This is a genomic window from Streptomyces sp. NPDC006487 (assembly GCF_042870555.1).
Classification (GTDB): domain Bacteria; phylum Actinomycetota; class Actinomycetes; order Streptomycetales; family Streptomycetaceae; genus Streptomyces.
Genome location: NZ_JBIAHN010000023.1, coordinates 98,667 through 114,803 on the forward strand (window position 1 = coordinate 98,667; position 16,137 = coordinate 114,803).

Annotated in this window: 14 protein-coding genes; 6 read left to right on the top strand and 8 right to left on the bottom strand. The window is 72.2% G+C overall.

Annotated elements, in window-relative coordinates; all coding sequences use genetic code 11:
- The first annotated feature begins 1 nt into the window (after nt 1).
- Nucleotides 2-2,401, top strand: a complete 2,400-nt coding sequence (locus tag ACFYM0_RS33855) for an ABC transporter (protein ID WP_388508343.1) — start codon at nt 2-4, stop codon at nt 2,399-2,401.
- 16 nt (nt 2,402-2,417) lie between these two features.
- Here ACFYM0_RS33855 and ACFYM0_RS33860 read toward each other — a convergent pair whose 3' ends face one another.
- From ACFYM0_RS33860 to ACFYM0_RS33880, 5 genes are all read right to left on the bottom strand, one after another.
- Entirely contained in the window at nt 2,418-2,789 is a 372-nt protein-coding gene (locus ACFYM0_RS33860) for a cupin domain-containing protein (RefSeq protein ID WP_388508346.1), read from the bottom strand.
- A 145-nt stretch (nt 2,790-2,934) separates the two neighbouring features.
- Nucleotides 2,935-3,582 (bottom strand): hypothetical protein, encoded by a 648-nt coding sequence (locus tag ACFYM0_RS33865; RefSeq protein ID WP_388508348.1) that lies wholly within the window; start codon nt 3,580-3,582, stop codon nt 2,935-2,937.
- 170 nt (nt 3,583-3,752) lie between these two features.
- Nucleotides 3,753-4,499, bottom strand: coding sequence for a succinate dehydrogenase/fumarate reductase iron-sulfur subunit (locus tag ACFYM0_RS33870; RefSeq protein WP_388508350.1), 747 nt, complete (start codon nt 4,497-4,499; stop codon nt 3,753-3,755).
- On the bottom strand, nt 4,496-6,493 hold the full coding sequence (locus ACFYM0_RS33875; RefSeq protein ID WP_388508353.1) for a fumarate reductase/succinate dehydrogenase flavoprotein subunit: 1,998 nt from the start codon (nt 6,491-6,493) through the stop codon (nt 4,496-4,498). Before ACFYM0_RS33875 ends, ACFYM0_RS33870 begins: the two co-directional genes overlap by 4 nt.
- A gap of 2 nt (nt 6,494-6,495) precedes the next feature.
- Nucleotides 6,496-7,200 carry a succinate dehydrogenase cytochrome b subunit gene (locus tag ACFYM0_RS33880; RefSeq protein WP_388508355.1) on the bottom strand — a complete coding sequence of 235 codons (705 nt, stop codon included), beginning with the start codon at nt 7,198-7,200 and terminating at the stop codon, nt 6,496-6,498.
- 94 nt (nt 7,201-7,294) lie between these two features.
- On the opposite strand from ACFYM0_RS33880, the gene ACFYM0_RS33885 reads away from it, so the two are divergent.
- Nucleotides 7,295-8,173, top strand: a complete 879-nt coding sequence (locus tag ACFYM0_RS33885; protein ID WP_388508358.1) for a LysR family transcriptional regulator — start codon at nt 7,295-7,297, stop codon at nt 8,171-8,173.
- A 35-nt stretch (nt 8,174-8,208) separates the two neighbouring features.
- Here the strand turns inward: ACFYM0_RS33885 and ACFYM0_RS33890 are convergent, their stop codons facing one another.
- Nucleotides 8,209-8,871: a TetR/AcrR family transcriptional regulator gene (locus tag ACFYM0_RS33890; protein ID WP_388508361.1), complete on the bottom strand. Its 663-nt coding sequence runs from the start codon at nt 8,869-8,871 to the stop codon at nt 8,209-8,211.
- Nucleotides 8,872-8,976: 105 nt separating this feature from the next.
- Between ACFYM0_RS33890 and ACFYM0_RS33895 the strand changes: the two genes are divergently transcribed.
- Nucleotides 8,977-10,071: an FAD-dependent monooxygenase gene (locus ACFYM0_RS33895; protein WP_388508363.1), complete on the top strand. Its 1,095-nt coding sequence runs from the start codon at nt 8,977-8,979 to the stop codon at nt 10,069-10,071.
- 49 nt (nt 10,072-10,120) lie between these two features.
- Here the strand turns inward: ACFYM0_RS33895 and ACFYM0_RS33900 are convergent, their stop codons facing one another.
- Both ACFYM0_RS33900 and ACFYM0_RS33905 read right to left on the bottom strand, forming a co-directional pair.
- Entirely contained in the window at nt 10,121-12,310 is a 2,190-nt protein-coding gene (locus ACFYM0_RS33900; RefSeq protein ID WP_388508365.1) for a putative bifunctional diguanylate cyclase/phosphodiesterase, read from the bottom strand.
- Nucleotides 12,307-13,137, bottom strand: coding sequence for an SAM-dependent methyltransferase (locus ACFYM0_RS33905; protein ID WP_388508368.1), 831 nt, complete (start codon nt 13,135-13,137; stop codon nt 12,307-12,309). The genes ACFYM0_RS33900 and ACFYM0_RS33905 overlap by 4 nt, the downstream gene beginning before the upstream one ends.
- Before the next feature lie 958 nt (nt 13,138-14,095).
- Between ACFYM0_RS33905 and ACFYM0_RS33910 the strand changes: the two genes are divergently transcribed.
- The 3 genes from ACFYM0_RS33910 (at nt 14,096) to ACFYM0_RS33920 (ending at nt 15,952) form a co-directional block, all read left to right on the top strand.
- Nucleotides 14,096-14,251 (top strand): hypothetical protein, encoded by a 156-nt coding sequence (locus ACFYM0_RS33910; protein ID WP_388508371.1) that lies wholly within the window; start codon nt 14,096-14,098, stop codon nt 14,249-14,251.
- A gap of 39 nt (nt 14,252-14,290) precedes the next feature.
- Nucleotides 14,291-15,061: a hypothetical protein gene (locus ACFYM0_RS33915; RefSeq protein WP_388508373.1), complete on the top strand. Its 771-nt coding sequence runs from the start codon at nt 14,291-14,293 to the stop codon at nt 15,059-15,061.
- Between the two features lie 249 nt (nt 15,062-15,310).
- Nucleotides 15,311-15,952, top strand: a complete 642-nt coding sequence (locus ACFYM0_RS33920) for a hypothetical protein (RefSeq protein WP_388508376.1) — start codon at nt 15,311-15,313, stop codon at nt 15,950-15,952.
- Nucleotides 15,953-16,137: the final 185 nt, after the last annotated feature.

The window sequence follows — 16,137 nt, forward strand, 5'->3', positions numbered from 1 at the left end:
AATGCACCAGCCCGCCACCCCGCACGCCCATGATCCCTACGTCCGCGTCCGCGGCGCCCGGGAGCACAATCTGCGCGGGGTCGACGTGGACATCCCACGGGACGCGCTGACCGTGTTCACCGGGGTGTCCGGCTCCGGGAAGAGCTCGCTGGCCTTCGGCACGCTCTTCGCCGAGGCCCAGCGCCGGTACTTCGAGTCCGTGGCCCCGTACGCCCGCCGCCTGATCCACCAGATCGGTGCGCCGAAAGTCGACTCCGTCACCGGGCTCCCACCGGCCGTCTCGCTGGAGCAGCGGCGCTCCTCCCCCGGCTCCAGGTCCTCGGTCGGGACGGTCACCATGCTGTCCAACTCGCTGCGGATGCTGTACTCGCGGGCGGGATCCTACCCGCCGGGCGCCGAGCGCCTGGACTCCGACGCCTTCTCCCCCAACACCCCGGCCGGAGCCTGCCCTTCCTGTCACGGTCTCGGCCGCGTGCACCGCACCAGCGAGGAACTGCTCGTCCCGGACCGGGGCCTGTCGATCCGTCAAGGTGCGATCGCGGCCTGGCCGGGTGCGTGGCAGGGCAAGAACCTGCGCGACATCCTGGAGGCCCTCGGCCACGACGTGGACGCGCCCTGGCGAGAGCTTCCGGCGGCGGATCGCGAGTGGATCCTGTTCACCGAAGAGCAGCCGGTGGTGACGGTGCATCCGGTACGGGAGGCCGACCGGATCCAACGCCCCTACCAGGGCACGTACATGAGCGCCCACCGGTACGTGATGCGGACCTTCGCCGACAGCAAGAGCCTCACCCTGCGGGCCCGCGCCGAGAAGTTCCTGACCGATTCGCCGTGCCCGGTGTGCGGGGGCAGGCGGCTTCGCCCGGAGGCGCTGGCCGTGACCTTCGCGGGCCGCACCATCGCGGAGCTGGCGGCGCTGGCGCTGACGGAACTGGACGGGGTGCTGGCCGCCGAGCGCGGCGGTGGCGAGGCCGCCCGCGTGCTCACGGAGGACCTGCGCTCCCGGATCGGCCCGGTCACCGAGCTGGGGCTGGGCTACCTGAGCCTGGACCGCGGAGCTCCGACCCTGTCGGCGGGCGAGCTGCAACGGCTGCGCCTGGCCACGCAGTTGCGTTCGGGACTGTTCGGGGTGGTGTACGTGCTGGACGAGCCGTCGGCGGGACTGCACCCGGCCGACACGGAGGCGCTGCTCGGCGTGCTGGACCGGCTCAAGGAGGCCGGGAACACGGTGTTCGTGGTGGAGCACCACCTGGACGTGGTGCGGCACGCGGACTGGCTGGTGGATGTCGGCCCGCTGGCCGGGGAGCACGGCGGACGGGTGCTGCACAGCGGGCCCCCGGAGGCCCTGGCCGCGGTGGCGGACTCCGCGACGGCCCGGTACCTGTTCGGGACCCCGCCAGCTCGGGAAGCACGCTCGGGTGCCGTGCGGAAGCCGACCGGATCCGTCCGGCTCAGCGGTGTCGACCGGCACAACCTGCGGGACCTGGCGGCGGAGTTCCCGCTCGGGGTGTTCACGGCGGTGACCGGTGTGTCGGGGTCCGGGAAGTCCACCCTGGTGGGCCAGGCGCTCGCGCGGGAGGTCCACGGGCGGCTGGCGGAGCCGGAGTTCCCGGTGCGGCGGCTGGTGGAGGTGGACCAGAAGCCGATCGGCCGGACCCCGCGCTCCAACCTGGCCACCTACACGGGGCTGTTCGACGTGGTCCGCCGGCTCTTCACGGCGGCGCCGGAATCGAAGGCGCGGGGCTGGAAGGCGGGCCGCTTCTCCTTCAACGTGCCGGGTGGCCGGTGCGAGTCCTGCCAGGGTGAGGGCTTCGTCTCGGTGGAGCTGCTGTTCCTGCCCAGTACGTACGCACCTTGCCCGGAGTGCGCGGGGGCCCGGTACAACTCCGAGACCCTGGAGGTCCGTTACTCCGGGCTGAACATCGCGGAGGTACTCGCCCTGACCGTGGAGTCGGCGGCCTCCTTCTTCGCCGGGGTGCCCGCGGCGGCCCGTAGCCTCGGTGCGCTGTCGGACATCGGCCTGGGGTATCTGCGGCTCGGGCAGCCCGCCACCGAGCTGTCGGGCGGCGAAGCGCAGCGCATCAAGCTGGCGACGGAGCTCCAGCGCGTGCGCCGCGACCACACGCTGTACCTGCTGGACGAGCCGACGACGGGACTCCATCCGGCCGATGTCACGGTGCTGCTGCGGCAGTTGCACGGCCTGGTGGACGCAGGACATTCGGTGGTGGTCGTGGAGCACGACATGGCGGTGGTGGCGGGCGCAGACTGGGTCATCGACCTGGGGCCCGGCGGCGGCGCGGACGGCGGCCGGGTGGTGGCCGCGGGCACCCCTGCCGAGGTGGCCCGCGCCACGGGCAGCCGTACGGCGGCCTATCTGGCGCGGGTCCTCGCGGCGGGCGGGTGACCGGCAGCGCGGGTCGTCACGCGTCCGGGGGCTTGGCGAAGTCTCCGTAGCCCTGCCAGTCGAGGACGACGCACGGCTCCTCGCCGAGCACCCAGGCGTCGTGGCCGGGGTCGATCTGGATGAAGTCCCCGGGCTGCGCCTCGATGCTGTCACCGTCGTCCATGACGACCTTCATCCGGCCGCTGACGATGTAGCCCACATGGGCGGCCTGGCAACTGTCGGTTCCCGCAATGGGCTTGATGTGCTGCGACCACTGCCAACCGGGCTCGAACACGGCCCGGCCGACCGGTCCGCCGTCGGTGTCGAGCAGATCGAGCCTGCCCTTGCCGTCCTCGAACCGGCGTGTCTCGTCGGCGGAATCGAAGCCCCTTCGGACGATTCCCGTCATGATCGTCGACCTCCCGGCGCACGACTGCCCCGAGTCCACTTCCCAGAGTACGCCCGTACCGCGCGGTCATCGAGGTGTGCCCAGGGCCTGCTCGCGGCCTGCTTCCGAGGTGCTCGCGGGGTCCCGGCGCGACCGCGCGCCGGCGCTACGCGTCCCCGTGGAGCAGGTGCTGCGGAAGCTCGCGGAAGGTCCAGACACCCTGCTTGCGGGTGAACATCCACACCAGGTCGTAGCGGTCGGGCCAGGCGGCCGGCAACCCCAGCACGTCCTGCGCTCCGAGGCCCCGGATCAGGCGGGGCATCCCCTGGTGCTCCCAGCAGACCAGGACGGGCATCCGGGCCGCCAGCACCGCCCGGACCAGGGCGGGCTCGGCTCCGACGGCGAAATCCGCGCGGACGGGAGTACCCAGCGCGGTGGCGAGCGGCTCGACCGTCTGTCGGCACCGCGCGGGCGCCCCCGCCTTGCCGCCGGCCGCGAAGACGGCCCCGGGCCGGGGCAGGGCGGCGCCCCGGGTCGGCGGGAAGAGCGTGGGCAGTTCCTGGGCGCGGCGCCGGCCCCGGACCGCGAGGAACCCGGGGTCCTCGTTGCCCTCCTCGTCCTCGCCGGTGTCCCCGGCGTACGGCTTCTCGGCGTGCCGGATGACCATGACGAGCGCGTCCCCGGCGGCCTCGGGGCCGGGGCGCGGCTTCGGGTGCCGCTCCTCCCCTGCGCAGCCGGCCGCCGCCAGCGGGGCGAGGGCGGCGGCCAGCACGGTGCGGCGGCGCGGGCCGGATCCGGCGGGGGCTTGAGGCATGCGCCCACTGTCACCCATCCCGGGGAAGCCGACCGCTCACGGCACGGCGGGGGCCGCACCGATCATCCGATCGGCGGACTCGTCGCGCTCACGAGCCGCCGGCTGTCGCGCGTCGCCGGAGCCTGACGGTGCCCCGGCGGGCGCTCCCTCATTTCCAGGGAACCCGCGGGTCAGCGGGGGCCTCGGCGGACGGCCCGCAGCCACTCCTTGTTCATGGCGGCGATCGAGGGCAGCGGGATGCCCTTCGGGCAGGCCGTGGCGCACTCGCCGGTCAGGGTGCACCCTCCGAAGCCCTCGGCGTCCATGGTGGCCACCATGTCCAGGACCCGGGTCTCACGCTCCGGCGAGCCCTGCGGGAGCACGTTCAGGTGGTTCACCTTGGCCGAGGTGAAGAGCATCGCGGAGCCGTTGGGGCAGGCAGCCACGCACGCCCCGCAGCCGATGCACTCGGCGTGCTCGAAGGCGTAGTCGGCGTCGGGCTTGGGGACGGCCGTGGCGTGCGCCTCGGGGGCGGCTCCGGTGGGGGCGGTGATGTAGCCGCCGGCCTGGATCACCCGGTCGAGGGCCCCTCGGTCGACGACGAGGTCCTTGACGACGGGGAAGGCCGAGGCCCGCCAGGGTTCGACGTCGATGGTGTCGCCGTCGTCGAAGGAGCGCATGTGGAGCTGGCAGGTCGTGGTGCGCTCCGGCCCGTGGGCGTCGCCGTTGATGACGAGGCTGCACGCGCCGCAGATGCCCTCGCGGCAGTCGTGGTCGAAGGCGACCGGGTCCTCTCCGCTCAGGATGAGCTCCTCGTTGAGGGTGTCGAGCATTTCGAGGAAGGACATGCCCTCCGAGATGCCGTCGACCTCGTACGAGGCCATCGCGCCGGGGGCGTCGGCGTTCTTCTGGCGCCAGACGCGCAGGGTGAGCTTCATGCGTAGCTCCGCTGGGTGGGGTGGACGTACTCGAAGACGAGGTCTTCCTTGTGCAGGACGGGCGCGGCGCCCGTCCCGGTGTACTGCCAGGCGGCCGCGTACCCGAACTCCTCGTCGCGGCGGGCGGCTTCGCCGTCCGGGGTCTGGGACTCCTCGCGGAAGTGGCCGCCGCAGGATTCGGCGCGGTGGAGGGCGTCGAGGCACATCAGCTCGGCGAGCTCCAGGTAGTCGATGATGCGGTTGGCCTTCTCCAGCGACTGGTTGAACTCCTCGCCGCTGCCCGGCACCTTGATCCGCCGCCAGAACTCCTCGCGGATCTCGGGGATCCGGGCGAGGGCCTTGCGCAGGCCCTCATCGGTCCGGGCCATCCCGCAGTACTCCCACATCAGTTCGCCGATCTCCCGGTGGAAGGAGTCGGGGGTGCGGTCCCCGTCGACGGCGAGCAGCTTGGCGAGGCAGTCGCGGGTCTCGCGGACGGCGGCCGCGGCCTCGGGGTGGGTGTCGTCGACGGTGTCCCGGTGCGGATGGCGCGCCAGGTAGTCGTTGATGGTGGAGGGGAGCACGAAGTAGCCGTCGCCGAGGCCCTGCATGAGGGCGGAGGCGCCCAGGCGGTTGGCTCCGTGGTCGGAGAAGTTCGCCTCGCCGATCGCGAACAGGCCGGGGACGGTGGTCTGGAGGTCGTAGTCGACCCACAGTCCGCCCATCGTGTAGTGCACGGCGGGATAGATCCGCATGGGGACCTCGTACGGGTTCTCCGCGGTGATCCGCTCGTACATGTCGAAGAGGTTGCCGTACTTCTCGGCGACCTTCTCCTTGCCCATCCGGCGGATGGCGTCGGCGAAGTCGAGGTAGACGCCCTGGCCGCCGGGGCCGACGCCGCGGCCCTCGTCGCAGACGTTCTTGGCCGCGCGGGAGGCGATGTCGCGGGGCACGAGGTTGCCGAAGGAGGGGTAGATCCGCTCCAGGTAGTAGTCGCGCTCCGCTTCCGGGATGTCGGCTGCGGGGCGTGTGTCGCCCTTGGCCTTGGGGACCCAGATGCGGCCGTCGTTGCGCAGGGACTCGCTCATCAGGGTGAGCTTGGACTGGTGGTCGCCGGTGCGCGGGATGCAGGTGGGGTGGATCTGGGTGAAGCAGGGGTTCGCGAAGTAGGCGCCGCGCCGGTGGGCCCGCCAGACGGCGGTCGCGTTGGAGTTCATGGCGTTGGTGGAGAGGTAGAAGACGTTGCCGTAGCCACCGCTCGCGAGGACGACGGCGTCCGCGTAGTAGGTGTCGATCTTGCCGGTGACCAGGTCCCGGGCGACGATGCCGCGGGCCACGCCGTCGACGGTGATCAGGTCCAGCATCTCGGTGCGGGCGTGCATCTCGACGTTGCCGGCGGCGATCTGCCGCGAGAGCGCCTGGTAGGCACCGAGCAGGAGCTGCTGTCCCGTCTGGCCGCGGGCGTAGAAGGTCCGGGAGACCTGGACGCCGCCGAAGGAGCGGGTGTCGAGGAGGCCGCCGTACTCGCGGGCGAAGGGGACGCCCTGGGCCACGCACTGGTCGATGATCTCGACGGAGATCTGGGCGAGGCGGTGGACATTGGACTCGCGGGCGCGGAAGTCGCCGCCCTTGACGGTGTCGTAGAAGAGCCGGTGTACGGAGTCGCCGTCGTTGCGGTAGTTCTTGGCCGCGTTGATGCCGCCCTGGGCGGCGATGGAGTGGGCGCGGCGCGGGGAGTCGGAGAAGCAGAACTGGACCACGTGGTAGCCCTGTTCGGCGAGGGTGGCGCCGGCGGCGCCGCCGGCCAGGCCGGTGCCGACGACGATGACGGTGTGCCCGCGCCGGTTGGCCGGGTTGACCAGCTTGGCCTCGAAGCGGCGGCGGTCCCAGCGCTCGGCGATGGGGCCTTCGGGCGCCTTGGCGTCGGCGATCGGTTCACCGGTGGTGTAGTCGGCGTAGTCGACGTGGCGCATGGTCTCGGTCACCGTCTCGCTGCTGCTCGTGTTCTCGCTCATGGTCAGCTCACCACTCCGGTCATGACGGCGACGGGCACGGACACGAAGCCCGCGAAGAGGACGAGGGCGAGGCCGTTGGCCAGGAACTTCAGCGTCCTGTCCCGTCGTGCGTTGCCCGCGCCGAGGGTCTGGGCGGCGCTCCAGAAGCCGTGGCGGACGTGCAGTCCGAGGGCCGCCATCGCCACGAGGTAGATGGTGTTGCCGTACCAGGTGGAGAAGGTGGCGAGGACGTTCTCGTACGGATGTCCGGCCCAGGCCCGCTCGTTCACGGTGAGCGTGGTGAGGTCGAGCAGGTGCCAGACGATGAAGAGGGCGAGGATGACGCCGCCCCAGCGCATGGTGCGGGTGGCATAGCTCGCGCGGCGGCGCTTGTGCGCGTACTTCACCGGGCGGGCCTTGATGTCGCGGCGGCTGAGCTGGTACGCGCAGACCCCGTGGGCGACGACCGCCGCGAGCAGGGCCACGCGGACGATCCACAGGGCCCACTCGTGGTGCAGGAAGGGCGAGCCGAGGGTGCGGAGCCAGTGGGCGTAGCCGTTGAACTCGTCCGCCCCGAAGAAGATCTTGAGATTTCCGAGCATGTGCACGACGAGGTAGCCGAGCATGATCAAGCCGGATACGGCCATCACGGACTTCTTGCCGACGGAGGAGTCCCAGAGCGTTCGCGTGGTGGACGGCCGTCGATCCGTCCGCGTTGCCAGAGCCATGACATTGACGGTAAGGACGAAGGTCCCGAAAGGTCCAAGACATGACAGAGCTCAAGTCGATAGGCTAAGCCTATGTAGGCGCTAGCCTGGGGTCATGCAGTTCCAGCAGCTGGTCTACTTCGTCGCCGTCGCCGAGACCCGTCACTTCACACGCGCGGCAGAACGCGAACACGTGGCCCAGCCTTCCCTCTCGCAGCAGATCAAGGCGCTCGAACGGGAGCTGGGCGCGGAACTCTTCAGCCGGGCGCGCGGGAACATCACGCTCACCGACGCCGGCGAGACCCTGCTGCCGCTGGCCCGGCGGATCCTCGCGGACGCCGACACGGCGCGGCTGGAGGTGCAGGAGCTGGCGCAGCTCCGGCGCGGCCGGATCCGGCTGGGGGCCACCCCGAGCCTGTGCACCGGCCTGCTGCCGGGCGTGCTCCGCGCCTTCCACACCGCCCATCCGGGGATCGAGCTGCTGATCGAGGAGAGCGGTTCGCTGGACCTCGTACGGGAGCTCGCGCGCGGCTCCCTGGACCTCGCGCTGATCGCCCTGCCACTGCCTCCTTCGGCGCCGGCGCTGACCACGGTGGAGCTGCTGACGGAGGACCTGGTGGTGGTCTCCTCGGCGGCCCTGCCGCCCCCGGCGGGCGGGGGTTCCCTCACGGTGTCCGCGCTGCGCGACGAGCCGATGGTGATGTTCCGGCACGGCTACGACCTGCGGGACCTCACGGTGGCGGCCTGCCGGGCGGAGGGCTTCGAGCCGGTGTTCACGGTGGAGGGCGGCGAGATGGACGCGGTACTGGGCTTCGTCCGTGCGGGGCTCGGCATCGCGGTGGTCCCGGCGATGGTGGCCGACCGCGCGGGCGCCGGCCTGCGCGCCACGCCCCTGGCGGGCTCCCCCCTGCGCCGCACGATCGCCCTGGCCCACCGCACGGACGTGGCACCCCCGCGCGCGGCCCGGGAGCTGAAGCGCATCCTGTTGAGCTGATCCAACCGGGCTGCGGCCCGTCAGCCCCCGGCCCATCAGCCCCCGGCAACCGGGCCGGGCCGGGACCCGGACAGCGCCCGGTCGAGGCCGTCGGACAGGAGGGCGAAGGCGCGCTCCGCGTCGGCAACGGCCGCCGGGTGGGCCTCGTCGGCGCTCCGCCCGGCCTCGATGCGGCGGAAGTTCTCCCGGCCGAGCTCCTGCCGGGCCGCCACCAGATATCCGGCCGCGAGCCGGGCGCTGAGCGGGTCGACCGCTTCGGCCTCCAGGACGGCGGCGAGCAGCTCCACCTCGCGGGCGGCGTAGTGGGCCAACCGGGACTCCAGGCTGGCGGTGCCGTAGAGCAGGCGCTGGAAGGCGAGCACGTTCGGGTGGTCACAGAGCCCGGTGATCGGGTCCCGTTCCGCGAGCGCCGCCAGGAAGTGGGCACGGACCGCCGCCACCGGGGTCTGCCCGGCGGCCCGGTCGCGCACGACGCGCGCCGCCTCGTCCTGATGGTCGGCGAACCGGTCGAGGACCAGGTCCTCCTTGCTGGGGAAGTAGCGGAACAGCGTGGGCTTGGAGACCTCGGCGGCCGCCGCGACGTCCGCCACCGATACGGCGTCGAAGCCCCGCTCCAGGAAGAGCTCCAGCGCCGTGGCCGCCAGCTGGTGGCGCGTGCGGAGCTTCTTACTCTCACGCAGACCCTTCGTGTTCTCCATGCGTCCACCCTAACACAAATGAGTGACCGAGTTAGTTTTGTGACCGGGTTGCTTTTTCTGTGGCGGGCCGCTTTCCTTGAGGTACCGACGACGAGGGGACATCTCATGACTGGCGTGGCGGATGCGATGAACGGAGCGGACGTGCTGATCGTGGGCGCCGGCCCGACCGGCCTCACGCTCGCCTGCGACCTGGCCCGTGGCGGCATCGCGGTGCGGATCATCGAAGGCCGCCCGGGGCCGCACCACGAGTCCCGGGGCAAGGGCCTCCAGGTGGGCAGCCTCGACTTCTTCGAGGAGCTCGGCGTGGCCGGGGAGGTGAGGGCCAAGGGGCGCGAGGACGTGGTGCTGCGCAAGTACTTCGACGGGGAGCCCGTCAAGGACACCCTCGTCAGCGGCGGCCTGCTCGTGGGGCAGTGGCAGGTGGAGGAGACGCTGCGGGACCGGCTGGGCGAGCTGGGCGTGCGTGTCGAGTACGGGTCCCGGCTCGCCGGAATCACCCAGGACGCGGACGGCGTCCGCGCCGAGCTGGAGGACGGCGCCGTGATCCGGGCCGGCTATCTGGCTGGGTGCGACGGCGGGCACAGCACCACCCGCGAGCTTCTCGCCATCCCCTTCGAGGGGAACGGGGAGAGGGAACCGGCGATGGTGCTCGGGGATGTCCGAGCTCCGGGCCTCAGCCGTGAGTTCTGGCATCAGTGGTTCACCTCGGACGGCGGCGGGATCCTGCTCTGCCCGATGCCGGGGACGGACACCTTCCAACTGCAGGCCCCGCCCGAGACGGGCGAAGGGGGCGAGGCACTGCCACCCTCGCTGGAGAGTTTCCAGCGGCTCTTCGACCGGCACGCCCGGATGCCGGGGATCCGGCTGGCCGACCCCACCTGGCTCTCCTCCTGGCGGGTCAACGTCCGCATGGCCACCCGGATGCGCGAGGGTCGGGCCTTCCTCGCAGGAGACGCGGCGCACGTCCACCCCATAGCCGGCGGACTGGGCATGAACACCGGCATCCAGGACGCCGCCGCCCTCGGCCGGACGCTGGCCGCCGTCCTCTCCGGGACGGACGGGGAGGAAGCGCTCGACGGGTACCAGGCGGAGCGGCTGCCGGTGGCTGCGGAACTCCTGGCCGACACGGCACGGCGCTACGAGCGGGTGCTCGCGGCCGTCCGCGAGCCGGGCCGGGGCACGGAGGCGGGCCTGGAGTGAGCCCGGCCGCCCCGGACCTTGCGATCCGGAGGCGGGCCGTGGGCGGCGTTCAGGACATGGGGACCGCGTCCGACAGGGACAGGGTGTGGATGCGGTCGGCGGCGCCCGGGCGGGCGTAGTACCAGCCCTGGGCCGTATCGCAGCCGAGGGCTCGGAGCTGGGCGGCCTGAGCACCCGTTTCCACGCCCTCGACGGTGACGGCGAGTTCGAGGCTGTGGGCCAGGGCGACGATCCCCTCCACTATCTTGACGTCGACCGGGTTGGCCGGGTGCTGCTGCATGCCCTTGGTGAAGGAGCGGTCCAGCTTCAGGACGCTGACGGGCAGGCGGCGCAGGTTGGCCAGGTTCGAGTAACCGGTGCCGAAGTCGTCGAGGGCGATGTCCACACCGAGGGCGGCGAGCCGGCGCAGGGGCTCGAGGAGTGCGTCGTCGGCGCCGATCAGGGCCGACTCGGTGACCTCCAGGCACAGCGTGCCCGGAGACAGGCCCGAGGACTCCAGGACCCGGATCGTGTCGGCGACCAGGCCGGGGTGGTGCAGCTGGGTCGGCGACAGGTTGACGTTGATCCGCAGGGTGGCGCCGCCCTTCTGGTGCTGCCAGGCGCGGGCCTGGCGGACCGACTCCTCCAGGACCCAGCGGCCGAGCGGCACGATCAGGCCGGTGCGTTCGGCGAGGGGAATGAACCGGTCCGGGCCCAGTACCCCGTGCTGCGGGTGCGACCAGCGCACCAGCGCTTCGGCCCCGTGCACGCTGCCGTCGTGCATGTGCACCAGCGGCTGGTACTCGATGAAGAACTCGCCGCGTTCCAGCGCCGCCGGAAGGGCGTTGGTCAGGCCGTGCCGGGTGATGGCGCGCGCGTCGGCAGCGGCGTCGGCGAACTCGAACCGGTTGCCGCCGGCCGCCTTGGCCCGGTACATGGTGATGTCGGCGCTGCGCAGCACCTCCGCGGGGGTGCGCTCGCGGGCCGGGCCCTCGACGATGCCGATGCTGCCCCGGACCGTCAGCTCACGGCCCTCCAGCCGGATCGGGACGGAGAGGGCGGAGAGGATCCGGACGGCCAGTTCGGTGGCCTTCTCCTCGGTGTCGGGGCCGGTGGTCAGCGCCACGAACTCGTCGCCACCGAGCCGGGCGACCACCTCGCCCGGTCCGGTCGCGCAGCTCTGGAGCCGGTCGGCGACCTCCACCAGCAGCCGGTCGCCGGCCGAGTGGCCGAGGCTGTCGTTGACCGCTTTGAAGCCGTCGAGATCGAGGTAGCACAAGCCGAAGCGGGAGCCGCCGGAGCCGCTCAGGGCCTTCTCCAGGCGTTCGAAGAAGAGGGTCCGGTTCGGCAGGCCGGTCAGGGCGTCGTGGGTGGCCTCGTAGCGCAGGCGCAGGTTCAGCAGCCGGCGCTCGGTGGTGTCCTCCATCAGGGCCAGCTGGTACTGCGGCACGCCCTCGGCGTCGCGCAGCAGCGAGACCGTGAGGTTGGTCCACAGCACGGTGCCGTCATGCCGGTAGTACGGCTTCTCGACGCGGTAGCTCTCGCGTTCGCCGCGCACGAGCTCCCCGTACATCCGCCAGACGTGCGGGGTGTCGTCGGGGTGGCTCCATTCGCTGACGTTGCGGCCGCGGACGTGCCCGTCCATGCCGCCGAACATCTGCAGCAGCGCGTCGTTGATCTCCAGGACGTTGCCCTCCAGATCGGCAATGCCGATCCCGACGGCCGCGCCCTCGAAGACCGCCCGGAAGCGCTCCTCGCTCGCGTGCAGCGCCTGCTGGGCGTCGGTGCGGGCGGTCAGGGCGGAGCGGGCGATGGCCTCCTGCTCCTTGAGCGTGCGCTCGCGCAGGGCGCGGGCGAACCCGGCCGCGATGCCGTGCTGGAGCCGGGCGCAACGGGACCGGTACTCCTCGGTTCCCTCGATGCTCTCGGCTTCGGGGCCCTGCGGACCGCAGTACAGCACCAGGTAGGACTCGACGACGCCGAGCGTGCCGGCCAGCGCCTCCGGGTCGGTGCAGTGGACCGCGACGAGTTCCTCCCCGACCCGCTGGCCGACGGAGGAGTCGAAGGGCCGGGCGCGCAGGGCCTCGACGAGGGTACGGGTGAGGGGTACGAGGTGGCGTTCGAACTCGCCGCGGGTGAGCGAGGTCGCGGTGACAGGGAAGATCGCCCGCCCCCAGATGGTGGCGAACCGCCCGATCCGGTCCTCCAGGCCGCCCTGCGGCGCGGCAGGGTCGTCCGCCGTCTGCGTCGGCAGTCTCACGCCTTGCGTCCCACGCCTGCGAAGCCCGAGAAGGCGTAGGGGTCTTCGTCCGCGGGCTCGTCCTGCGGCCCGCCGGTCGTGTCGGGCCGCCAGTCGGGCATCGACACCAGTCCGGGCTCGATCAGGCCGAAGCCGTCGAAGAAGCGCCGGATCTGCTCCCCGTCCCGCATGACGAGGGGGTTGCGGATCTCGCGGTAGACGCCCACGGTTCCGCTCGCGACCTCCTCCGAGAGCGGGATCCCCTCGTACGAGGCGTGCGTGAGGACCAGCAGGCTGCCGGGTGCCAGCGCTTCGCAGAGTCGGGCGACGGCGTCGTAGGGCTCGTCCGCGTCCTCCAGGAAGTGCAGGACGGCGACGAGCATCAGGGCGACCGGGCGGCTCAGGTCGAGCACCTGCGTGACCTCGGGGGCGGCCAGGATGTCCTGGGGCTTGCGCAGGTCGGCGGCGACGACCCCGGTCCGCTCGGTGCCGGCCAGGACGGCCTGGCTGTGGGCGACGGCCACCGGGTCGTGGTCGACGTAGACCACGCGCGCCTCGGGGCTGGCGGCCTGGGCGATCTCGTGGACGTTGCCGAAGGTGGGGATGCCGGAGCCGATGTCGAGGAACTGCGTCACGCCCTCGGCTACGGCGTACCGGACGGCACGGCGCATGAATGCCCGGTTGGCCTGCATGATCTTGGGCAGGCCCGGCATGAATTCCATGGCCCGACGGGCCGCCTGCCTGTCGACCTCGAAATTGTGGGAGCCGCCCAGGTAGTAATCGTAGATACGGGACACGCTCGGCACCGATATGTCGATGCCTGGCGGGGCCCAGGCGGGGCGCTCCATCGGGGTCTCCAAGCGTTGGTCCTGCATCGGTCCGGACGGATCGGACTCCTGTCCGAGCCGAATGTACTGATCATTGCCCAACGGAGCGAGCGAAAGCGGAAATTGGCGATCCGTTCTTCGTCACACGTCAAAGGCCGGACGGACGACGCCCGGGGAATGATCGAAACCGACAAATACCTTTTGGGAAAAGGCCGGTGAACGATCGGACACGAAGCGAGTCTGGCTCAAACCTCCGTAGCCAAAGCCTCACCCGTTCAGGCGAACCCAGGTCAACCTTCCCGCGCGCGGGCGCGCGCGACCCCATGATCCCCGGGTGAAAAGAGCCTCTTCCAGGCGCCTGCTGGCAGTCCCGGTCCTCCTGTGGGCGGCCCTGTCCGCGACACCGGCCATGGCCGATAGCAGCGCATACGCGACGATCGACGCCGACGACGGGGCGAGCGCCGTCAGGCCCGCCGTGTCCGCCTTCGGCAGCGCGACCGGGGGCACCCGAGGTGGCGGACGTCACGGCGGCCAGGGCCGCCAACGCGACCAAGGCGATCACGGCAACCAGGGCGGCCGGGGCGATCGCGGCAACCAGGGCGGACCGGGCAGCCACGGCAACCCCGGGCGCGGCCATGGGCACGGCCACGGCCACGGCGGACACGGCCATGGTCACGGCCCCGGCGGACACCACGGGCATCCGCCCTGCCCGCCGCCGCCGCCCCCGCCGTGCCCGCCCAAGCCCACCCCGCCCCCTCCGCCGCCGCCCCCGAAGCCGCTCCCCACCCCGAAACCGCCGCCCCCGCCACCGCCCCCGCCACCGCCCGCTCCGAAGCCGGTGCCGAAACCCCCCGCACCGGCCCCGCCCCCCGAGCGCCCGGCCCCCGCTCCCCCGGCCCCGAAACCGGCCCCGAAGCCGGTCCCGAAACCCGTCCCGGAGCCACCCGCGCCGCCGGCGCCCGCGCCCGCGCCGCCCCGGGTGATCCCGGCGGTCGCGCCCGCGAAGCCGATCGCGCGCCCCTCGTACCACGCGGCGGCCCGCAAGCCGCTCGAACACCACATCTCACCGGTGACCTTCACCTTGATGACCGCGACCCCCGCGGTGCTCGCGGTCATCGCGCTGCGCCCCCGCTAGCGCCGCCGCATTCCACCCCGTAATCGATTGGGAGTCATCTTGTCGGAATGGCTCGTCCTGTCCCTCGCGATGGCCGCGGCGTGTGCCGTGGTGCTGTCCATCGCCTTCTTCAACCAGCGCCGGATCGGCGAGGACGACGATCCCAGCGAAACCCCCGACGTCATCGAGTACATGACGATGATGATCGGCGTGATCTACGCGATCGTGCTGGGTCTGGCGATCGCCGGCGTCTGGGAGGGCCGCGGGGCCGCCCAGGAGTACGTACGCCAGGAATCGCAGGCCCTGCACGAGATCAGCGTCCGCTCCGAGGTCTACCCGGCCGAGGTCCGCAAGAAGATCAAGTCCGACGTGGACGCCTACGTGACCTACGTCGTCGACACCGAATGGAAGGAGATGGCCGAGAACGGCGAGCTGACGGAGCGCAGCGGGGAGCTGCTGGACCGCATCCGCCGCGATGTGACGGACTACGAACCGCGGACCGACCACGAGGGCCAGGCGTACCAGCCGCTCGTGGACCAGGTCGCCGTGGTCGACGACGCGCGCAACGCGCGCGGCCTCAGCGCCGGGGCCACCATGCCCGGGGTGGTCTGGTTCGGCCTGATCGCCGGTGCCCTGGTGACAGTGGGGCTGATCTTCACCCTGCAGATCAGGCGCTCGTTCCGGGAACTGCTGCTGGCAGGGCTGTTCAGCGCGCTGATCGCGTTCCTGCTGTTCCTCATCTGGGACTTCGACGCACCCTTCGGCCGGGGCATCGCCGCCACTGCCGAGCCGTTCCTCTCCCAGTTCCCACATCTGGACCTGAGCGGCTGAGCACACGCACCGCACCGCACCGCACCGCACCGCACCGCACCGCACCGGGGGACCGACCGCCCCCACCGCGGCCCGGCAAACCGGGGACGGGCCTCCCGTCCCCGGTTCGGCCTACCGCCATGCCCCATTCGCCCGTTCCTGATCGCGGGTCACTGCGGCCGGACCTAGCGTGGCGGACATCGAGGCGCACGACCCCCCACGTGCGGAAACCGTTCCGCGGCTGCTCCTCGGGGATCCGGAGAATCAACCATGGGCGCGATACCCACCTCCCCCACAGCCCTGTTGGGCGCCGCCGCGGCGGGCGCCCTGCTCGTCTTCGGCGCGGCGGCCGCCGCCCTCGCGCCCGCCGCAAGCGCGGTCGAGGTCACCCCCAAAGTCGTCATCACCCCCTCGACAGTCGCCCCGGGTGGCCAGGTGACACTGACCGTCAGCGGCTGCGACACAGCCTTTGCCACCGTCTCCTCCGGGATCTTCGACACCGTGAGCATCAACCGGGGCACGACAGCACGGGTCGCCGTTGACCGGGACGCCCGGCCCGGAGCCCAGTACTCGGTCACCGTCACCTGCAGCGCCGTGAACGGGTCGGCCAGTGTGAACGGCTCGGCCGACCTCACGATCACCGGCGGCACCGGCAGGCCCACGACCAGTTCCACGGTCGGAACCCGCAAGACCCCGACCGCGAGCGCGCCCACCGGTACGCGTACGGGCACCAGCGCCGGCACCGGTACCGGCGCTTCGCGCAGCGCCGTGCTCGGCGTCCGCGGCGGCCTCGGCGGTAGCGTGGCGGGGCTCGACCCGCTGGAGCTCGGCGCCGGCGCGGGGCTCGTCCTCGGCGGTCTGGTCGGTCTCGGGTACGCCCTGCGCCGCCGCGACATCCGCCGCATCCACTGACCGCGCCGCACCACCGGCCCACCCCCGCACCCGCGCACACACCCACACCACGGTCTTCCCGGAAACGCCGGGGGGGCCCCGGGGGGGGGCCCCCCCCCCGGGCCCCCCCCGGGGGGGGGGGGCCCCCGGGGGGGGGGGCGGCGGGGGCCGGCCCGCCCGGGGGGGGCCGGGGGGCCGCCCCGCGG

What these genes read in the sequence shown, in the direction of transcription:
- ACFYM0_RS33855 (WP_388508343.1), top strand. Translation starts at nt 2, where the DNA reads ATGCACCAGCCCGCCACCCCGCACGCCCATGATCCCTACGTCCGCGTC.
- ACFYM0_RS33860 (WP_388508346.1), bottom strand. Translation starts at nt 2,789, where the DNA reads ATGACGGGAATCGTCCGAAGGGGCTTCGATTCCGCCGACGAGACACGC.
- ACFYM0_RS33865 (WP_388508348.1), bottom strand. Translation starts at nt 3,582, where the DNA reads ATGCCTCAAGCCCCCGCCGGATCCGGCCCGCGCCGCCGCACCGTGCTG.
- ACFYM0_RS33870 (WP_388508350.1), bottom strand. Translation starts at nt 4,499, where the DNA reads ATGAAGCTCACCCTGCGCGTCTGGCGCCAGAAGAACGCCGACGCCCCC.
- ACFYM0_RS33875 (WP_388508353.1), bottom strand. Translation starts at nt 6,493, where the DNA reads ATGAGCGAGAACACGAGCAGCAGCGAGACGGTGACCGAGACCATGCGC.
- ACFYM0_RS33880 (WP_388508355.1), bottom strand. Translation starts at nt 7,200, where the DNA reads ATGGCTCTGGCAACGCGGACGGATCGACGGCCGTCCACCACGCGAACG.
- ACFYM0_RS33885 (WP_388508358.1), top strand. Translation starts at nt 7,295, where the DNA reads ATGCAGTTCCAGCAGCTGGTCTACTTCGTCGCCGTCGCCGAGACCCGT.
- ACFYM0_RS33890 (WP_388508361.1), bottom strand. Translation starts at nt 8,871, where the DNA reads ATGGAGAACACGAAGGGTCTGCGTGAGAGTAAGAAGCTCCGCACGCGC.
- ACFYM0_RS33895 (WP_388508363.1), top strand. Translation starts at nt 8,977, where the DNA reads ATGACTGGCGTGGCGGATGCGATGAACGGAGCGGACGTGCTGATCGTG.
- ACFYM0_RS33905 (WP_388508368.1), bottom strand. Translation starts at nt 13,137, where the DNA reads ATGGAGCGCCCCGCCTGGGCCCCGCCAGGCATCGACATATCGGTGCCG.
- ACFYM0_RS33920 (WP_388508376.1), top strand. Translation starts at nt 15,311, where the DNA reads ATGGGCGCGATACCCACCTCCCCCACAGCCCTGTTGGGCGCCGCCGCG.